The organism is Clostridium ragsdalei P11, assembly GCF_001675165.1.
In the GTDB taxonomy this organism is placed as follows: domain Bacteria; phylum Bacillota; class Clostridia; order Clostridiales; family Clostridiaceae; genus Clostridium_B; species Clostridium_B ragsdalei.
Genome location: NZ_LROS01000035.1, coordinates 1 through 20,423 on the forward strand (window position 1 = coordinate 1; position 20,423 = coordinate 20,423).

At 30.0% G+C, this 20,423-nt stretch carries 15 protein-coding genes; 11 read left to right on the plus strand and 4 right to left on the minus strand.

The window, feature by feature from the left end; genetic code table 11:
- Positions 1-213: 213 nt before the first annotated feature.
- The 10 genes from CLRAG_RS14520 (at position 214) to CLRAG_RS14565 (ending at position 16,703) form a co-directional block, all read left to right on the plus strand.
- Positions 214-558, plus strand: coding sequence for a hypothetical protein (locus CLRAG_RS14520; RefSeq protein WP_065079084.1), 345 nt, complete (start codon positions 214-216; stop codon positions 556-558).
- 64 nt (positions 559-622) lie between these two features.
- Positions 623-3,184 (plus strand): BREX-1 system phosphatase PglZ type A, encoded by a 2,562-nt coding sequence (gene pglZ / locus CLRAG_RS14525; RefSeq protein WP_065079085.1) that lies wholly within the window; start codon positions 623-625, stop codon positions 3,182-3,184.
- Between the two features lie 21 nt (positions 3,185-3,205).
- Positions 3,206-5,236 (plus strand): protease Lon-related BREX system protein BrxL, encoded by a 2,031-nt coding sequence (brxL, locus tag CLRAG_RS14530; protein WP_065079086.1) that lies wholly within the window; start codon positions 3,206-3,208, stop codon positions 5,234-5,236.
- A gap of 176 nt (positions 5,237-5,412) precedes the next feature.
- Entirely contained in the window at positions 5,413-5,658 is a 246-nt protein-coding gene (locus tag CLRAG_RS14535; protein ID WP_013239895.1) for a type II toxin-antitoxin system Phd/YefM family antitoxin, read from the plus strand.
- On the plus strand, positions 5,655-6,032 hold the full coding sequence (locus CLRAG_RS14540; protein WP_013239894.1) for a type II toxin-antitoxin system death-on-curing family toxin: 378 nt from the start codon (positions 5,655-5,657) through the stop codon (positions 6,030-6,032). The genes CLRAG_RS14535 and CLRAG_RS14540 overlap by 4 nt, the downstream gene beginning before the upstream one ends.
- Positions 6,033-7,388: 1,356 nt before the next feature.
- On the plus strand, positions 7,389-8,648 hold the full coding sequence (locus CLRAG_RS14545; protein WP_154104996.1) for a hypothetical protein: 1,260 nt from the start codon (positions 7,389-7,391) through the stop codon (positions 8,646-8,648).
- Between the two features lies 1 nt (position 8,649).
- A complete protein-coding gene (locus CLRAG_RS14550; RefSeq protein ID WP_065079087.1) occupies positions 8,650-10,218 on the plus strand; it encodes an AAA family ATPase in 1,569 nt (522 codons plus the stop codon).
- 183 nt (positions 10,219-10,401) lie between these two features.
- Complete coding sequence (locus CLRAG_RS14555; RefSeq protein WP_065079088.1) at positions 10,402-11,001, plus strand: hypothetical protein; 600 nt, start codon at positions 10,402-10,404, stop codon at positions 10,999-11,001.
- 145 nt (positions 11,002-11,146) lie between these two features.
- Positions 11,147-12,346, plus strand: a complete 1,200-nt coding sequence (locus CLRAG_RS14560) for a hypothetical protein (RefSeq protein WP_065079089.1) — start codon at positions 11,147-11,149, stop codon at positions 12,344-12,346.
- A gap of 352 nt (positions 12,347-12,698) precedes the next feature.
- Positions 12,699-16,703, plus strand: coding sequence for an nSTAND3 domain-containing NTPase (locus CLRAG_RS14565; RefSeq protein WP_065079090.1), 4,005 nt, complete (start codon positions 12,699-12,701; stop codon positions 16,701-16,703).
- Between the two features lie 1,100 nt (positions 16,704-17,803).
- Here CLRAG_RS14565 and CLRAG_RS14570 read toward each other — a convergent pair.
- Positions 17,804-18,601: a DUF4393 domain-containing protein gene (locus tag CLRAG_RS14570; RefSeq protein WP_065079091.1), complete on the minus strand. Its 798-nt coding sequence runs from the start codon at positions 18,599-18,601 to the stop codon at positions 17,804-17,806.
- A 272-nt stretch (positions 18,602-18,873) separates the two neighbouring features.
- Here CLRAG_RS14570 and CLRAG_RS20575 point away from each other — a divergent pair, with 272 nt between their 5' ends.
- Complete coding sequence (locus CLRAG_RS20575; RefSeq protein ID WP_154104997.1) at positions 18,874-19,044, plus strand: hypothetical protein; 171 nt, start codon at positions 18,874-18,876, stop codon at positions 19,042-19,044.
- 52 nt (positions 19,045-19,096) lie between these two features.
- On the opposite strand, the gene CLRAG_RS14575 is transcribed toward CLRAG_RS20575, so the two are convergent.
- The 3 genes from CLRAG_RS14575 to CLRAG_RS14585 are packed head-to-tail and all read right to left on the minus strand — an operon-like array spanning position 19,097 to position 20,328.
- The gene (locus tag CLRAG_RS14575) at positions 19,097-19,777 is read right to left on the minus strand and encodes a peptidoglycan recognition protein family protein (RefSeq protein ID WP_065079092.1); all 681 of its coding nucleotides are present in this window, start codon (positions 19,775-19,777) and stop codon (positions 19,097-19,099) included.
- A gap of 52 nt (positions 19,778-19,829) precedes the next feature.
- On the minus strand, positions 19,830-20,069 hold the full coding sequence (locus CLRAG_RS14580) for a DUF2922 domain-containing protein (protein WP_065079093.1): 240 nt from the start codon (positions 20,067-20,069) through the stop codon (positions 19,830-19,832).
- 34 nt (positions 20,070-20,103) lie between these two features.
- On the minus strand, positions 20,104-20,328 hold the full coding sequence (locus CLRAG_RS14585) for a DUF1659 domain-containing protein (RefSeq protein ID WP_023162381.1): 225 nt from the start codon (positions 20,326-20,328) through the stop codon (positions 20,104-20,106).
- Between the last annotated feature and the right edge of the window lie 95 nt (positions 20,329-20,423).

A 20,423-nucleotide genomic window follows, 5' to 3' on the forward strand; every position in this document is an offset into this window, starting at 1 on the left:
ATACAGTGATTCTATTTCAAATGATTTTCTTCCCATAATTAAAACTCCTTTCTCCGTACATTTAGTATTTGGAGAAGAATTTTAATTATTCTGTATAAGTTAATATTTTAGTTAGAAACCCTATATAAGGATCATCTTAAAATTTATCAAAAAAGACCTATTTATTGGCTATTTGACTCAGGTAAGAATGATGGATTTAAGGCTTTAATTTACATGCATAGATATGATGTTGGTACTGTAGCAAGAGTTAGAACAGATTATCTACACTTGCTTCAAAGAAAATATGAGGCTGAAGTAAATAGATTAGATATGATTATGGAAAATGCCAATGCTTCAGCAAGAGAAAAAAATGAAGCAAGAAAGAAAAAGGAAAAGATACAAAAGCAGATACTTGAATGTATTCAATATGATCAAGTTATTGCCCATGTAGCAAACCAGAAGATAAGTATAGATCTTGATGATGGTGTTAAAGTAAATTATGCTAAATTTCAGGAGGTAGAAGTACCACAAGGGGAAGGTAAGAAGCCGTTAAGGGCTAATTTATTGGCAAAAATATAGATTACTAGTTAATAGTTCAGCAGACATGGTCTGCTGAACTTGTTTAAAAGGAAGTTGGTGAAATATGAATTTAAAAGAGATAAAAAATGTATTAACAGAAACATTTAATAAGGAACTTGACTGCGGAAAAAAGAGGCATATAGTTTTCTGGTATGATGAAGAAGGCGAATTTGCTGAAGATATAGATGAATTAAGCCCCGATAATGTAAGGGGTTTAAAGCTTACTGAAAATAATAGTTATGCAATAAAATATGAAATTGAAAAAGTTGATAAGGTATCACATTTTCTTATTTATGCTAATATGCAGAAACCATCACCAAGAGAAAATTATCTCTTAGATATTTTAAAATATAGTACTGAGTTTTCTACAGATAAAACTACTGCTATCATGAGAGAACTTGGGGTAAAGGATGACAGCTTAAAAGGTGTTTTTAAGAGGTATCTAAAATTCTTTAATAATAAAGAAAGATATGCAAGTTTTACGAAATATGAAATAGAAAATTATACAGAAGAAAAAATTGATATAGCAGTGCTTTCTGTATTGTGTAAATTAGATGTTTGTGACATTGAATCGGTGATAAAAGCATTGTTTGCAGAAGAATTAAAAGATAACAATAAATATTTAGAGGCTATAGAAAAGTTTGGTGATGTAAAAGCATTTTGGAGATTAGTTGAGAAATATTATGGATTTAATTTAGAGGACAGAAATTTAGAAAAGTTAATATTATTTTTTATGGTTACAAATTTGAGTTATACACTAGATGAAGCTATACCAAGGACTTGGGGAAAATATGTATCTTCTAAAAAATCAGATTGTATAGTATTCATGAGCCACTTTATGAGTCATTCTGTAGACTCAAAAATATACGATGCACTTTCAAATAAATTCGAAGATAAATTAAATATACAGCTGTATATAAAAGAATGGGATATTGATAACTACATAAAATGTGATGTATTTAAGGCTTTTGATAAGGCAATTATAAGTAAACTAGTAGAACAACTATTAGATGATATTGGCGAATATGATAAATATACTGAAATAATATCAGCGAGAAGAACAACGCACTTTTTCAATGATTTTGCACAGAAATATGAAGCTATAAATGCTGCTGTGGAATTGTTTAAAGTTAAAAAGAACATAGGTGAATTTATAAGACAATATAAAGTCCAAGAGTTTTTTGAAAAGTATACAAATGAGTATTATGTAATAGATAAGGCATATAGAAGATTTTATGCAGCCTTTGACAAATTGGAAGATAAGGAAGCATTGGTTGAATTAAGGGAGAAAGTAGAGAATACTTATGTAAATTGGTTTGTAGATGAATTATCAGTTAAATGGTCTAATGCCATTAGTGATGAATTACAAGATAATTGGAATATACCACTTATTACTCAACAAAAGGATTTCTACAATGCTTTTATAAAACAGCATGTGATTAAAGGTGAAAGAGTATTTGTAGTTGTATCAGATGCATTAAGATATGAGTCTGCAAAAGAGTTTAGTGATATATTAAATATTGAAAGAAAAGGTTTTACGGAGATATATGCTATGCAGGGGGTAATACCTTCTTATACCAAATTGGGTATGGCAAGTTTACTCCCTAACGATAAGATTCAAATAGATGATAAAACAGAAATAATAGTAGACGGTATTAATTCTGCTGGAACAGATAATAGAGAAAAAGTTTTATTAAAATACTCTGAGAACAGTGTTGCTATTCAATATAAAGATTTAATAGAAATGTCAAGAAGCGAATTTAGAAAAACTTTTAATGGAAAGAAATTAATATATATATATCATAATTCTATAGACGCAGTAGGGGATCATGCAGCAACAGAAAGAGAAGTATTTAATGCTGTGGATGAGACTTTTAAGGAGTTAAAAACTTTAATAAATGACTTGATTAATAACGTTAGTGCTTCAAATATATATATTACTTCAGATCACGGATTTATATATAAGCGCGGCTTAATAACTGAAAGTGATAAGACATCTAAAAATGTAGAGGATGCAGCAGTTGAAAAGCGAAGATTTATAATCAGTGATAAAAAACAAGACATGGAAGGGACAATTTGCTTTTCTATGGATTATATACTAGGAAAAGACAGCGGCAAGTATGTTACTGTTCCTAGAGGCTCAAATAGATTTAAGGTTCAAGGAGAAGGAGCAAACTTTGTTCATGGAGGAGCAACATTACAGGAAATTGTAGTTCCAGTTATAAAGTTTAAAAATGATCGAAGTAAGAATGGAAAATCAGATACAAAAAAAGTAGAAGTTAAACTTACTAATATCTCCAGAAAAATTACTAGTGTTATAACTTACTTAGAGTTTTTCCAAACTGAGAAGGTAGAGGATAAAAAGATACCAGTAAGATTAAAAATTTATTTTACTGATGAAGAAGGAAATAGGATTAGTAATGAAAATATAATTATTGCTGATAGTAAATCGACTAAACCTGAGGACAGAAGTTATAAAGAAAAGTTTACATTGAAAAGCATGCCATATGATAAGAAAAAGAAGTATTACTTAATAATGGAAGATGAGGAAGAAGCGGTAGAGAATATATATGAGAAGATACTATTTATTATTGATATTGCGATATCTGATGATTTTGGATTTTAAAATTTGAATAGGGGAAAAGGTATGGATGAATTAAGTAAAAAACTTAATACCTATTTTCAAGGTAGAGTTGTTAGAAAAGATTTAACTAAAAAAATAAAAGAAGGAGCAAATGTCCCAGTTTATGTATTAGAATATTTGCTTGGAATGTACTGTGCTACATATGATGAAGATAGCATAAATGATGGTGTAGAGAGAGTTAAAAAAATACTTGCAGATAACTTTGTAAGGCCGGATGAAGCAGAAAAAATAAAGTCAAAAATAAAAGAGTTAGGTAGATATACTGTAATTGATAAAGTAAGCGTAAAGCTAAACGAAAAGAAGGATGTTTACGAAGCAGAATTTTCTAACCTTGGTTTAAAAGGTGTAGTAATATCATCACATTATGTTAGAGAATTTGAAAAACTATTATCAGGTGGAATTTGGAATATAGTTAAAATATCTTATTTTTATGATGAAACTGCTAGAGATGTAAGCCCATTTAATATTGATAGTCTAACTCCCATTCAAATGCCTAATTTGGATATTGATGAAATAATGGAAGGCAGAAAGAATTTTACTAAAGAAGAGTGGATAGACATTTTAATAAGAAGTATAGGTATGGAGCCTACACAATTAGACTACAATGTAAAATGGCACATGCTAGAGAGAATGGTTCCACTTGTTGAAAATAATTATAATTTATGTGAACTTGGACCGCGTGGAACAGGTAAATCTCATATTTACAAGGAAATATCTCCAAATTCAATATTGATTTCTGGAGGACAAACTACAGTTGCCAATCTTTTTTATAACATGGCTTCAAGAAAAATTGGACTTGTTGGAATGTGGGATGCTGTTGCTTTTGATGAAGTTGCAGGAATTACATTTAAAGATAATGATGGAATACAGATAATGAAAGATTACATGGCTTCAGGATCTTTTGCTAGAGGAAGAGAGGAAAAGAATGCATCTGCTTCAATGATTTTTGTAGGTAATATAAATCAAAGTGTAGAAGTGCTTTTAAAAACATCTCACTTATTTGAACCATTTCCAGAGGCTATGGCAAATGATTCTGCTTTCTTTGATAGAATGCATTATTATTTACCAGGCTGGGAAGTTCCCAAGATGCGTCCGGAATTTTTAACGGATGAATATGGATATATAACTGATTATTTATCAGAATGGTGTAGAGAAATGAGAAAGCATTCATTTACTGATGCTTTTGATAAGTATTTTAAATTAGGAAATAATCTAAATCAAAGAGATGTAATAGCAGTAAGAAAAACAGTTTCAGGCTTGACTAAACTTATATATCCAAATGGAGAATATAATAAGGACGATATTGCTGAAATATTAAGATACGCTCTCGTAGGTAGACGGCGAGTAAAGGAACAGTTAAAAAAGATTGGCGGAATGGAGTTTTATGATGTTAATTTTTCTTATATAGATAATGAAACAATGGAAGAGGAATTTGTATCTGTTCCAGAACAAGGGGGAGGCAAGATTATTCCAGAAGGTATAGGTAAGGCAGGACATCTATATACAATTGGAAGAGGAAGATCTGGAATGATTGGAGCATATAAGATAGAAACGAAAGTTGTAAATGGTTCAGGCAAGTTTGAAAAAACTGGACTTGGCTCAGATAGAGAGGCAAAGGAAGCCATTGAAACAGCTTTTAGATTTTTTAAAGCAAATTCTAAGAATATTAGTGGCACAATAAGTACTGGAACAAAAGATTATTTGATGCATGTTCAGGATATTCATGGAGTTGGTCTTACAAGTGAACTGGCTTTAACAGCATTTATTGCCCTGTGTTCTGCTGCAATGAATAGACCGGCTCAAAGTCAGATAGTTGTTTTAGGATCTATGAGTATAGGTGGAACTATAAGTAAGGTGGAAGAACTAGCAAATGTGCTGCAGGTATGCTTTGATTCCGGTGCAAAGAAAATATTAATTCCGATGTCATCAGCAGTGGATATTGGAATTGTGCCGCCAGAGTTATTTGTTAAATTTCAAATATCATTTTATCAGACTCCAGAGGATGCAGTGTTTAAGGCATTAGGAGTGGAATAATTTCAAACTTGACTGTTAAAGATGCAGTCAGGTTTATTTTATACCCATTGGTATTAAATATAAATGTTTTAAACTTTGAAAATAGCATAATATATTTATTAAAATAGGATAAATTCATCCTATTTTGTGATATAATAATAAATATAAAATAAATATATGAGGTAGGAGGAATATTAATGTTAGTAAATACCCAAAAAATAATTTCAATGTCAGAAGCTAATCAAAATTTTTCTAAAGTAGCTAAACTTGTTGATGAAAGTAAATCTGTAGTAATAATGAAAAATAATAAACCTAAATATGTTCTTTTAGATTTTGATGAATTTAGCAAAGAAGCATCTTCAGAAGAAGAAAATTTAGATAAAATTGCTGATAAAATTTTAAAAGAAAATATGTATGCATTTAAGGAGTTAGCAGATAGATGAAGTATATTTCAGTTGAATATATATTAAAATTGCATGAAAAAATGATAAATACTACAGGAGGATCACATGGGATTAGGGATATAAATCTTTTAAAATCTGCAATAGAAAACTCAAAGGCAACATTTGATGGCCAAGATTTATATCCTGAAATTCAAGATAAATGTGCTAATATATGTTTTAACATAATAAATAATCATCCTTTTGTAGATTGCAATAAAAGAACAGGATTATATGTAATGTTAATACTTCTTGAATATAACAAAATAAAAATAAAATTTACTCAAGGAGAACTCATTGACATGGGATTAGATATAGCAAAAGGAGAACTTAAACAAGAAGGCATTGTACTATGGATAAAATCCCATGTGGTGTAATGGTAAGTTTTATGAAGCTATGGCCAAGCTTTAAATCTTCCCACACTCAGAATTAAAGCATGTCCACAGCAATTAATTTTAATGGGATGCTCCGCCCCAAAACCCAGGAAGCAATCCTTCGAAGTTCTATAATAGGCTCCTTTCAGTCGCATGGAAGCTTTGGACTAGCTATTATTTTTCACTACATTCAAAAAAATAGCTAGTCCAAAGGCAAATATAGTATTTTATTCAGTAAACCTCATCATAATAAAATAGATTCCGCTCTTGTAATAACATATGTAATACCAATTTTATAAATCATGAAAATATAATGTGATAAAAAGTAAATTCAAATTTATTAAAATCACTTAACTTAGATATAGTCCATAACTACATATAGTCATTAGTTATAAAAGTAAAATAAATTAAACTGTAATATAAGTATAAATATAAGTGGTATAGTGTATAGTTCATATCTCATATATTAGGGCACTTTAACTGCCACCCAAAAAAGGACAGGTTTCTATCTAGTATTTCTAAGCTTTTATAAGTTCCTCCTTTATCCGGATCTTCTAAAAGCAAAGAAATATACGATTTTAACTAGTCCTTTATTTGGGTACCCGGCATAGTGCAGAGGGGTGGACGTGCTCCCTGCAGAAACCTTATATGTACAAGCATTAAAAAGACATGTCCATATAAGGTTTTGCAGCAAGGCAAGTCCACCCTTTCATGGCATTTCTCTGGGGTCTTTCGCTTGTGCTACTTCGCTAAACAAAGGGAGATTTAACGAAAGTACAAGCTTGTAGCAGAGCCTTGGGTAAATTCTTTAGGGTCACAAGCTTGATACAGTCGTCAAATCTATTGTTTAGCGAAATAAACAAGCGTTCGGGGGAGCACTCACAGGTCTTTATATGTATGAAGTTTTAGATAGCTTTTTAAAATATTTCTAAACAATTTGTAGTATACAGGTGAAAGGGTGGACATGCTTCTAATACTCGGCCGAGATATGAGTATTATGTACAAATTGTTTATATGGCCGGCGTTACAAGGCAAGCCCACCCTATAATAAATAGTACTTTGTATTTATATAGGATAATGATTATTTTGTAAGTATAGGTAATAATATGGATTTATATGATATAATTAGGACATACCCTCTTGTTATATAAATGTGTAGTAGGTATAGTGGGTTATGTCTATAATTCCAAATTTACAAATAATTTATTATAGAAATAATGGGAAGTTTGATTATTAATATCAAGACTAAACTTAAATAATTGAAAAGAATGTTTATAATCAGAAGGCAAAAAATGTTTGTTCTAAAAAAGAAAAACTGTCCAATATATCACACTGTGAGATATAATAAGGAGATAAATTATGATGAACTTTTTTAAAAATCTAAAATGGAGAAGGTGCTACTGCATACTTTCTTTTTCTTTACTTATGTTTCTTTTCGATTACACAATCTATCATTTTTATACAAGATTAAAGATACAGCAGTATTGGGTAGTGATACCTGTATTACTGTATCTGATTTTAAATATTGTATGTAAATTTATAAGAAAAATACGCATTGTAGCAATATCCCTTGAAACTACAAGTCTGATATCACTGGCTATGCTTCTTTGCAGTATTAAAATAAAATATTTTAACATATGGATGGAGAATCAGTATGAGGTTGTTTCTTTTGGAATAATCATGATGTTTTTTATTAGTGTGATTTTAGCTCGTGTTATGGAAAAAGAAAAAAATGTGGAACCTCAAAATAATCTGTCTAATCAATTATTTAATCTGTTCTATTTAAATACTTCGAAGGCACATGAGATAGCGATGCTAATTGACAATAAGATTATGAAGACAATTGAAAGAGAACAGGTTTCGGAAGAACTTTTAAAGTATAGTACTTCATTATCTTTCGGTAAGAAGGATAATTTGTCTACAGAAATGGGATATTCTGTGGAGGATAGTTCGAAGAAGAGAGTTTATGAGAACTTTGATGTAAAAACAACCAAATCGATTATGTTTCGAAAAATATATGAGACTGCGCAAAGAAAGAAGGAGGAGAAAAAAGAATTACAGATCGGTGATCTGACTGTATTTGATAATATTGAATTGCAGCAAAGAAATATTGATGATACAGTTATGATTCTAAATGTTCTACAGGATAGTAAGATTAAAAATCAGGAAAATGATGATCTTGAAATAAATCTTAACAAGATGATGGATAAAATGTTGGATGATTTCACCATCGATTATGTGTTCTCATATAAATGGAATGCTGGAGAAGCAAAGGACTATCTGATTCAACTGCCTTACAAATCTACTGATAACTTTGAGAATGGCTATCAGCATAATGATTTGCAGTTGGGGAAACTAAGTTTGATTGGTATTTATCGTGGTGAAATTGACTTTTCAAAGAGAGACAGTATTTCTTCAAAATTTTTGGAAATGATGTCCGAATCTTATAATAAGGAAAAAGATAAGCATAAGGACATGGAAATAATGAAATTAAGCAATAATACCTCAAACTCAAACGATATTCAGTTCGAATTCCATCATCAGAAGTTAAGAGGGAAACTGCATCTCATAGATGTAATTGCAATTATACAGGAGTTGAATTTTGACAAGGGGGAGTAGCATGAGTCCAGTTTTATACGTTTATGAAAAGAATAAGCTGAAAAAGTTGCAGGAAAAGTTGAGTGGGTACCGATTTGCGAGTATTGCATATTTGCTCTATAAATGTGATTCATTAGCAGACATGGATAAATTAGTTACAGAAGATATCGATAATACAATTGTTGATATTACGAATATGATAAAAGACGGTAATTATTATAGAACTTTCACGGAAAGATATTTTTGGACATTAGTAGAAGAATATGAGAATGTTCATTTTTGTCTGAATGCAGAATTTCTTACATCTTTTCTGGAATTGTTCCCATATTTTTTTAATGAGAAGGATATTAATACTGAGTTTTGCAATGACATAATTGAAAGAGAATATCGAGAAGAAGAAGAGAAAGAATATGAAAAATGTTGTCCACTAAGTTTATATGTGTATAAGAATCATGGAACAGTACAAAAGTTGCACGAAGATGGTACTCTTATTCCGATTTCAAGTGTGATTGAAAATTATCAAGGCGTTTTGTTGCAATATAATATTGATAAAATTGCTTGTATTATAAAAGATGAAGAAATTGAATATGTTGATATTTCGTCTGCCATCAGAACTATAAAGTTGAGAAATGATCTTATATTTCCACTTGAAATACTTCTTTATCGTATTTCAGGAATAAAAGAAATTAAATATAGTTTGGAAAGCGGTCTGCTTCCTGCTATTGTTGAGTTTTTTCCATTTACATTCGCGAAAGAAGTTTATATGAATGATGATGTAGATGATACTAATGAAGCTAAAAAAGGATGGACTATCCCAGATGCAGAGGACATGAATATATTGGCAGACAGTATTAATCAGACACTTAAGGGGCATGATGTATTCAAAAGTGATTTCAAACATAATCTTTTGAAGTTTGCATTTCTGAACAAAATGGGAGAAAGAAAAATTCTCTCTATTTTATTATGCGGAGAATCTGGCATAGGAAAGACCGAGTTTGCTAAAATTGCTTCACAAAAAATGTTTTCTGGTGAGTCGTTGATTAAGATTAATTTTGGAAATTATTCAAATGAGGGTGTTTTAAATAGCTTGATTGGCTCGCCGTTAGGATATGTAGGCAGCGAAGAAGGCGGTGAACTTATAAATAAAATTGCCACATCAAAATCTAGAGTAATACTGATTGATGAGTTTGAAAAAGCGACACCTGCTGTGTATAATTTTTTTTATGAATTACTCGAGGATGGTATATTTACAGATAGGCATGGAATTGAACATAAATTGAATGGATATATTATTATTTTTACTTCCAATATGACACAGTTACAATATCAAAAACATATTCCCAATTCGCTGAAATCAAGATTTGATATGGTTTATTACTTTGTTTATCTGCCAGTGGAAGAAAAATTAACATTTATTCAGAACACTGCAAGCAACCTAATAGGAAAATTAAGAAATCAATTTGGGGCTGAATTATCATATGATATTATACAGCCGGATCTAGAAAAACTTGTCATGTATAATAATTTGAGGGATATCAAAAGAAAGATTGAAGATATTGTGTTTTGTGAATTTTTTAAATATTACAAATAAAAGATAGAGGTACAGAAAGAACATAGATTGCAGAGCGAATAAATTATAAATTAGCCTTATGATGAAAAAAGTAGGTGATAATAGAGAAATAATTAGAAGTCCCCAAATTTAAGATACTATAAATAAATGTTAAGTTATATTAAAAATATATCTAACAAAAGTTAAAATATTGGAGGAATATTAATGGATAAAAGCAAAATTGACTCATCAGTTGAAAATAAACCTAAATTAAGAATACATTTAGATTTTGGGGATAACTCCCTTTATGACTTAGGTTATTTATCAATTGATATTTATCAGCTTATTGTATTTAGTAGATTAATAGAAGATAATGATAGACATTCTTTAGAAAAATATTTTTATGGATCAAGAAGAAGTTTTATGTTAACAAGAAATAGTTCTATATTGAAAAAATATAGAAATAGTGCAAATGTTGAACATATGGAAGATGGAAGCATTGTAATAGATATTGCTCAAGTTGGATTAGTTGCTACAATTATAGTTCCTTTTGTAGCAATGTATGTGCAAGAGCAAATAAAAAAATATAGTGAAGAGGTAACTTTTGAAATAAATTCGCAGGATAAACAATTACAAAAGATAATTGAAGAAGTTGGACAAGGCTATTTTGGATTAGAAGATGAAGGCCTTAAGTGGTTACTTAATATGTTAGAAAATAGGGGATATAGTATTGAAGTAATAAATAAGGATGTTTATAGAATAAACAAAGTTATGACAAATTATCAAAGGCGAATTGTGAGAACAATAAAAAAATATATAAAATGATTAGTGTTAGATTACCTAGAAAATGTTTGAACTTTTACTATAGTTTAGCTGAACTTATCTATTATACTTACTTTAAGTTATATCTGAAGAATTTAAGAAATATATAGGTGGAAGTTTTAGATTATGAATAAGAAGGTGCACAAATATGGTAAAATTTATACCAACAGATATGAATAAATTTTCACTACCACGTGTTGTATCAAATGATAAAGACTATTATATTGAATTATTGGCATATTTGAAGAGATATATTAAGCATGTACAGGAAATACCTAATTTAGAAAAACAATGCTTGGATAAAACGAAAAAAAATATTAAACTATTAATAGAAAGCTTAAGATTATACAACAATGCTAGGATAGGAGAAGCGAAGGAGTGCATTAAAGAGATACTTAAAGACTATTGTAATGAGTCATATATAGTTGCTACAGTTGATAAAAATTATGCTTTTAGAGGTATGGCTCCAATTGATATTCAGTCCAAGAAATTTAATTATGATAAGGTTTATACTGATGAATACAGTAAGATGAATGAATATCCACTGTCTTTTTTTAAATCAAGAGTGAAAGTAGAATCTATAAATAAAAGAGATATGCTACATATACCATTTGATGAAAGAGGATTAATTAAAACACAGAGATTTAGTATTGCTGGTGTTCCATGTTTGTATGTAGCAACAACATCTTTCGGATGTTGGTTAGAAATGGGAATGCCGGAAGCAGATGTATTTCAAGTAGCATCGTATAAACTTCCTAATAATTTGAAAATACTAAATATGTGTATATCTCAACATACAATTAATGGAAGCACAGGCGGTGGATATGTAGAGGATTATGAGTTGCATCATGTTTGTAGTTTAATTGAGATGTTCCCATTAGTATGTGCAACATCATTTAAAGTACTGGAAGTGAATAGAAGTTTTAAATCAGAATATATTATTTCACAATTACTTATGCAAGTGGCTAATGAATTAGGAATTGATGGGATAGCATATTTATCAAAGAAAATGCAAGATAACTATGCATATCCACAATTGGTTAATCTAGCAATTCCAATGCCTTGCTACAAATTTCCACCATATGATGAGAATTCATTAGACATGTATTGGAAAGATGCAAAGAAAATTAAGCTAAGTAATGTGTTTAGGTATTCTAAGTTTTTGGAAACATGTTCACAAAATAATGTTAATTATGAACCAGAACGCTTAAGTTACATCAATAAAATTTATTGTAATGGTTATTCTGATCATATATTGTTGGCTGGCAAAGAAATAAAGTATACAGAAACAAAGTTTTCTAAATTTGATAACTTCTTGATAAATCAAGAGCATTATACGTTTAAGTAAGAAAAACTTATTTGGAAAATATAAACATGGGCAATAAACTAAGCATTACTTATATAACCTTCTACTAGTTATAATACCAGCTAAGCTAACAATAGGATGTTAAGTATATGAAAAATTATGTAATTAAAGATGATAAATATATTATGATTTATTTAGCGCAAAAAATGGAATGTATCCTTGGGAAAAAATTGAGGCCTTTTAGTTTATTATTATTTATATAATTGGACAGGTTATGTTTATAATGGGAAACTCATGAAATCTAACATTATGGCGAACAATAGAACTTTGTTGAATATATGAAAATAATATACTGAATAGTATTATTAATATTAGTAGCGAGGGAGGATTAAATATGTCTGTTGAAATATCTGGACCTAAAGGATATGACTTTCAGTATTTAAATTCACTATTATTTGCATTAGAATACTTGGATAAAGATGAAATAGAAATATACATAGAAAAGAAAAATGGAGAAGATGCCCAAATAATTTTCAACCAAGATGGAACAAAATATATAATTGACATTCAAGTGAAGAATAGAAGTGCAGAAGAAATAGATCTACAAAGTTTTGTCGAGTGGATAAGCCATTTTGAAAGCAAAAGCGTAAGTTGCAGTCTATTGAATAAATTGGATCAAGATAATAACAGATATGCTGTATTTATTTCTGATGCAAGAAGTAAAGATGATGTTAGTCTATTTGTTGATGAAGGAGTAATTCATACAGAATTGAGAGTTGGATTTAATAATGAATATTTAAATAAGATAAAGGGATGCATAAAGAATTGCTATTCTGATAGTAGCTCTATAAGTATAGCAAGAAAAACCTTTTTAGAAAGATTTATAGATGACATAACAAATAATAAATTACGAAATATATTGAAAAAAATAAAATTAAGAGAAAAGTATACGGAAGTTTACTCAACTGAAAAGATTAGATACTTATTAAATAAAAAATTTTACATACCTCAAGATGAAACTGATGATGTAATAATTAAGTTGTTAGATAGGATAAGGCACAGTAGAGGTACGGACCTTTCAATTACTATCGATTTAATGCATATAATCGATAAGTATAGTGGAAACATTATTTTAAATAGAAATGAAAATTATATTAAAAGGATAGAAAGAGAATCATGTGTAGAAATTTTAAGCACTAATAATGTTTTATTACTTACAGGTGTATCTTTTTGTGGAAAGAGTTACTTAGCAAGAGATATAGCCCAAGAATATCTTGAAAATGGTTATAAAGTTAAGCAAGTGGGCGAGCTCTATGGGGATGATGGAGGTATTTCATTTATTAGACATAGAAGTATTGAAGATAGATTGTTGATTTTAGAAGATCCTTTTGGACAGGTTGAAACTAAAAAAGATGCGATAAGTATTTTAAATGAAATAAGAAATTTAATACGAGAGTCTAAACCAAATAGAAAAATTATAATAACTTCAAGAAAAGATATTCTCCTTGATGCAACATCAAAAAAAGCTATTAATGAATGCTCGATTGATTCACATTGCTGGATTGATTTAACGTTATATAGTTCAGAAAAAATGATAGAACTATGGGGAAACTACTATGGGAATTCTATAGAATCAAAAGCACTATGTAATGATGTAATAAAATGGCTTCGAGAAACTGAGAAAACCTCATCTCTTCAACTAGGACATATAGCAAATATTTATAGTGCTAAGAAAGAATTGAGTGATTTGATATCACTAAGGCCTGTAGATATAATAAGTATTGCCAGTATAGATTCTAATGATTTGGCTGGAAGTATAGACAGAAGAGGAAGTGTGGCAAGTAAGATTTTTATTGCATTAGGATTAAGTTGTAATACATATAAAACTGTTACTTTAAATGATTTAGCTTTTATTTTAAGTGATTGTGAAGAAAAACCAGGAATATATAAAGATAGAAAAGAACACACCGAATTTACTTTAAATCAGGACTTAAAAGATAATGAAAATAAGAATTATCCTAAATATAATTGGGAGTATAAATTAGATAATGAGTACAAGAGCGAGCTTAAGTATTTTCAGCAGCATGGATATATACAAATTGATAATGTAAAAAGGATTATGTTTGTACATCCAATCTATCATTTTGCTACGCAGTTATTATTAAAAAAGCAATTTGTAGATGTGTTAGAACAGCAGGAAGTAATAGACTTAGTTCAAAATATATTAAGTTCACTTTCAATCAATGCTAATTTGTGTACTTTGACAATGATTGAAAACTTATATAAAGAAAATCCAGATAATGAGTTAAAACGACTTATATTAATTGGGTTGGACTCTATTTTTCCTTCTGTTAGAGACAAAGTTATAATGTTTTTTGACCGTAGGATTAATGATTTAAATGAATCAGAACAAAAAAGATTTGTTAATGCATTAGTATATGATCAGAGTATTAATAATGATGGTATTTGTTGGTATGATGGTATACCTTACTTTAATGTTTCGGAAAGAAAAGGGTTTTCTTATCGTGATTGGTTACAAGATAAAATAAGTAACTATGAAATTGATTCATTATTGAAGAAAACTATTGACGGGATTGACATATCATCTGAAGAAATGTGGAATTCATTAAACATTAAAAATAGTGGAGTTATACCACTTAATATTTTAGAGAAAGCGTTATCATATGATGAAAGTTTTATACGTGGAAAAGCAATTAGATTAATATTTGAAAATTATGCTTTTGAATTTGAAAAAGTTGATGAATATTTAAATAGTCATGAACACCCTGGGGTTATTTATAGTCTATTTAGAGGGGCACTTAGTTCATGGATAAAATATAGTAGTGAATCAAGATGTAAAATATTAGATTATTTTAAAAGTTCATTAAATATCATGTCTGTGGCTATAAAAACAAAAAAATTCTTAGAAAATTTTGAAGATGAGCATTCTGAAGAAAGCATAGATTGGAGTGAAGTCGAGGAGAAAGATAAAATTGAATTATGGAATGTATGGCACGAGGTTTTTGTCGTATTTCTCAATAAATTTCCTTCAAAATATGTTAGAATGAATGAGCCGCATATGGTAGGAGTTATAGAGCACTCTTTAGAGTATATTAAAGATGAAGAAAAAGTTATTGAACTTTCTATTGCATGGTTTAATTGGCTAGATAGATATTTACAGTATAATCTACCAAATGACTATGGAATGAGTGTAGCTCAGTATCTAATGGATGGAACTGGAAATAAGTTTAGTTACAGGGAAAATATTTTTGAAATGATGCTGTCAACTGAAAAAACAAGTTTTATTACATCTAACATTAAGGTTTTCATTGATTGTTGGAATGACCTATCTGATAAAGAAAAAAGGATAATATTTAACTTGTATAAATCAACCAGAAAGGATGTTAACTGGATAAAGGCTGTTTCCTTAAGCAGGAAGACTATTCCATATGAGATTCAAGTTGAAATATTAGGTGAAAGTATAGATAACAAGAGCGTATCTGATATAGTTGATATATTACTTGAGAAAGGTTTATTGGAACAATGTCTTAATATTCATTGTGGATATCCGCAGCCTTTGTGGTGGAATGGATATCATCATGACAACTGTAAATTGTGGGATGCTGTCATAGTAGAAGTTTTGAGGAGAAATGAATTAAACAGAGCATTTGATATTGCTTTACGAGAAGTAATTGATTTGTTGTACAATCATGACGATAGAAGGATTACTAATATTCAGGATGTATATGAACAAGATTTATTGAAGATTCCGAACAAAAGGAAATTAGTGTTTGAAAGATTGCTATATGATACGGTTGATCAAAATCAATGTAATAAAAGATTATGGGATTTATTGTTGCAATATAGTTCCCAAGAAGAAATAGAGTTATATTTTAATAAGATAGCTGAAGATATTGAGTTAGTTCAATATTGGCAAATTAATGATGGAGATTTATTTGCACTATTTGATAAGTCAATAATTTTTAAAAAAATTTATCCACGATTAGAAGTTGACAATTGTATAAAAAAACTTGGAGAGTATATTTTTATGGTATATGAAATGATAAATGATAGTAAGAATACTTTTGAAGCTTTTAAGGATAAAGAACTCAGGCCATCTATTCTAAAAATGAATGAGGAAGAAATATTAAAGAGAAATGATAAATTGGAAAAGCTTAAAGCCAGTTTTGTAGTAAGTATAACTAAGATATATAAGGATAACCCACCACGACTATTTTTAAGTAACAAATTTATGAGAAATATTATGAAGAAAATGGAGATCATTTCTCCTGAACTAGAAGACTTAATTGAGAAAAATCGCGTGAGACTAATAGAAATTACAAGAGATTTGAGGCAAAAATATGATGACCATTATGATTTAGTTGATTGGATTAATTAATGTATTAGATATCTATTATTAACAAAGAGAAAATCATATATCAAACATACCATATTAAAAAATAGGAGTATAATTAAAATTAACATTTTGAATTGTTATATACCCAAGCCGTCCTTATGCCTGCCCTGTAAATGGCATGTATAAGGTGGACTAGCCCTGGGCTTGTCAAAGGTGCCAACCGTGCGTGAAAAATCCAATTTAATTAAATAGTTTATGCGCAGCAGGATGACCCCAAATGAATACACCGGCAGTACAGTTAAAATAGGAACTTCTTATGATTTATTAAGGAAGCACTTTATTCGTAGGAAGCCTTCCTTTAATTTTTGTCTGGAGACTTAACTGTTATAAGGCTGACGAGGATTAAAAAAGTGCTGGTGCTCAAAGAAAGTATACAGCTATTTATTATTTAAAAATATATAGGGTAGAAAATATATAAAATAGCATTTATATAATAATAATTTTTTCTAGCAACAATAAAAAAGGGCAAAATAATATAGATTATCTGTGTAGTTTAAAAAATGATATAATAATATTTATCTTATAGATATGAGCTAATTTTATTTTGTAAAAAGTATAGAAGCTAGTTTTATAAAGTCGCAGAAGAGATATTTATTTAAAGTATTATGTGAAGGCATTTACATAATTTTTGATTTTGGACATGCCTTTGTTTTGAACGCTGCAGGGGAGAAACTGCAATTTAGAGAGTGTGTATTTCAGAGATTATTGAGGTATAAAATAAGTGAAAAAGAAAGTGCTTGTCCAAAGCTTCCATGCGAGGAAATACGAGTCTAGTATAAGACTGAGGAGCATTACTTCTTGGGTTTGGGGCGGAGCATCCCATTAAAATCAAAGCTACTGGCCAAGCTTTTTGTCTGAGTGCGGGAAGAGTTAAAGCTTGGCCAGTGCTACATATTTATTAAGTTTATTAAACTCATGAGACAATTTAACTCTTGGCACAGATTCCTAATTAATACTGTCTAACTCAATTGAAAATAACTTCATATTTATATCCTCCGTCATGTAATTTTAAGCATAAAAATACCGTAGAATTCATTTTTTCTCAATAATACGGTATTTTTCTAAGTATCTATTTCATAATCCTAATACTGTAAACAAGCCTTAGCAAAATTTTTGCCAAAATCACTTGCAAAAATAACCTGTTTAACAATGTCTATTTTTAATTTAAGCCGTGGGTTTACGTTTTTAAATTTCTCAAACTGTTTCATAACAAAGGGATGTTGCTTAAATAAATCATAATCGTATCCTACAATTGAAGTCTCTAAATGTGTAAGTATCCCCAATCTGCAAAGATTTTCAATACTTGAAGAAACTAAAAAAGGATCTTCTTCTCCTATCAAATCTGGAGCAAATATTGTTGGCATTGCATATGTATATGATTTATCATCAAATCCTATTGTTACACGTGCACATGGAATATTTTTCGAATCTTTTGCAGCATTTTTAAATACAATCGCATCTAACGGAGTCATAGATTTTATTATTTCTACATATGATGGATGGGCTAGCCTAACAGTATCAGCATTCATAGATGATGACAATAAATTAATATACATTTCTCGAATTTCTTTTGTATCAAATGTATACTTTAATGCCTCTATCGTTGGCCCAGCTATGTTTAATGGAGGCTCTATTAGTTTATCATCTGGTATATTATCTGTCTTGAGTTTTAAATCTTTCTCAAACTGTTCCAATTTATACCTAAATGTAAGATTAGCCTTTTTTACTGGATATAAAACAACATTATTAAATAACCCTACAATTGTTTGCAGAATCTCACCTCCTTCTTTTGTTACTGGTTTTAATCCATCATCATAAATTTCTTTTGAGCGTTCTTTTAAAACCTCAATTGCTGCATCTTTAATCGGATTTTCACTCATTTTTTATCCCCCTTAAGTTTATTACAGTATCTTAAAATATAAGTTTCCTTTTATTAAAAGTATATCATGTTTTTGTACACTATCTTTCACTTTAAAGATTTAATATTATATCAACACCATATTATTCAATTTTCAACGAATTCCCATATATTTAGACTTATAAAGTAATACATAAAAAATTCATTTTATGAACATAGTAAAAAGATTAAAGTCAATACCCTACGATCTTTTAAATTATTTGGTGGAAAATAAGATTTGGGGCTAAAATAGTATTGTTAATATCATTAACCTGTTTACTTCTTCCTGTATGGCTTGGAGAAATATTTTTTATAATAAACTTACTGGGAAGTACAGGGGATATATATATGTCACTATATCTCCTTAAATATGATAAGAATGCAAAAATTATAGATAAACCCTACGGTTTTGATGTGATAGTATAAAAAAGGTTGGCATCATTTTTATGATATCAACCTTCTTTATACTGGTATTAATTTATCCAAACAGCTTAGTCCATGTATTAACTCCAACGATACCATCAACTGCAAGCCCGCTGTCTCTCTGAAAACTCTTCACTGCCTCCAGGGTACCCCCTCCAAAGAATCCATCAGCACCACATCTTCCAACATTATAACCTCTGCTCATAAGCTTCTCCTGAACAGCCTTTACATTACTATCTTCCAAATTAGAATTCATCTTTATAAGATATCCAGAATAAATTAATTTACCACCGCTTCCTGCAGCTTCACCCCTTATTTTGTCCAGCGGGAAATTCTTTCCCGGGCAGTCAGTAGAATATAATTCTCTATGACCGTATACTTTACTTACTCCATATTTACTTAACATGGAACGGGTTAATTCTAATAATGCACTGTACTGTGTTTGACCCATAACCTCGACATTGAAATCACCCTCAGCACATATTCCTATAGATTTAGAATTATATTCTGGACAGTGGGCGCCTACAGCCTTTTCATTTCTTCCCGTATATATAGTACCGTCTTTCCTCACAAGATAGTGATAACCGCATCCGCACCATCCATTTTCAAGGTGCCACCTGTGGATATCCTCTATACTGCACACTTTTGCATATGCATGGTGGAGCACGACTGCCTGCGGGTTGTTTCCCCAGCTTAAACTGCTTCTGAAACTTAAATTAGAATTTATTATATTCAAAATGCCACCTCCTAAATTTAAAGGTCCTGCACATCTGCAGGACCTTTATGATCTATTTCATTTCAAATTCTTTTGAGTCTGTTGTTACAACCTTAGCATCCTTCTTGCCAACCAATGCACCGTTCTTAGTAACAAATATTTTCTTTGCAATTATAAGATCCATGAGAGATGCGACCTGTTCCTGGGTAACTGAAGGCTGTCCATTTGCATCTTCTTTTACGTTGTCCACACTCAAGGAAAAATATTTGCCTTCTTCCTCGGTAGTAAACCTCATATTAAGTCTGTTTGCCATTTAAACTCCTCCTTTCCTGATTTTTGCCCACTAACTAGGCATTAGTAATTACGGTGTTGTCCACTTTTTGAATCTCATTTACAGGATAAGTCAGTATGTCACCTACAGCTTTTACAACATCATATACATCCTGATCTGCTGCATCCATTGCAATCTTGCCCAGTGTAACTTTCTTAAGTATCTCTTTACCCTGTTTGTTAAGCCCTGTCTTTTCTACAATAGAAAGTGTACTTGAAAGCTTTGTTGACTTTGCTGCCATAGCAATTCGCCCCTTTCTTTAACTTTTACTTATATATATGCCTTTCGAAAAATTAGTGCAGAAAAAAAGAAATAGGCTTTTACCTATTTCTTCTC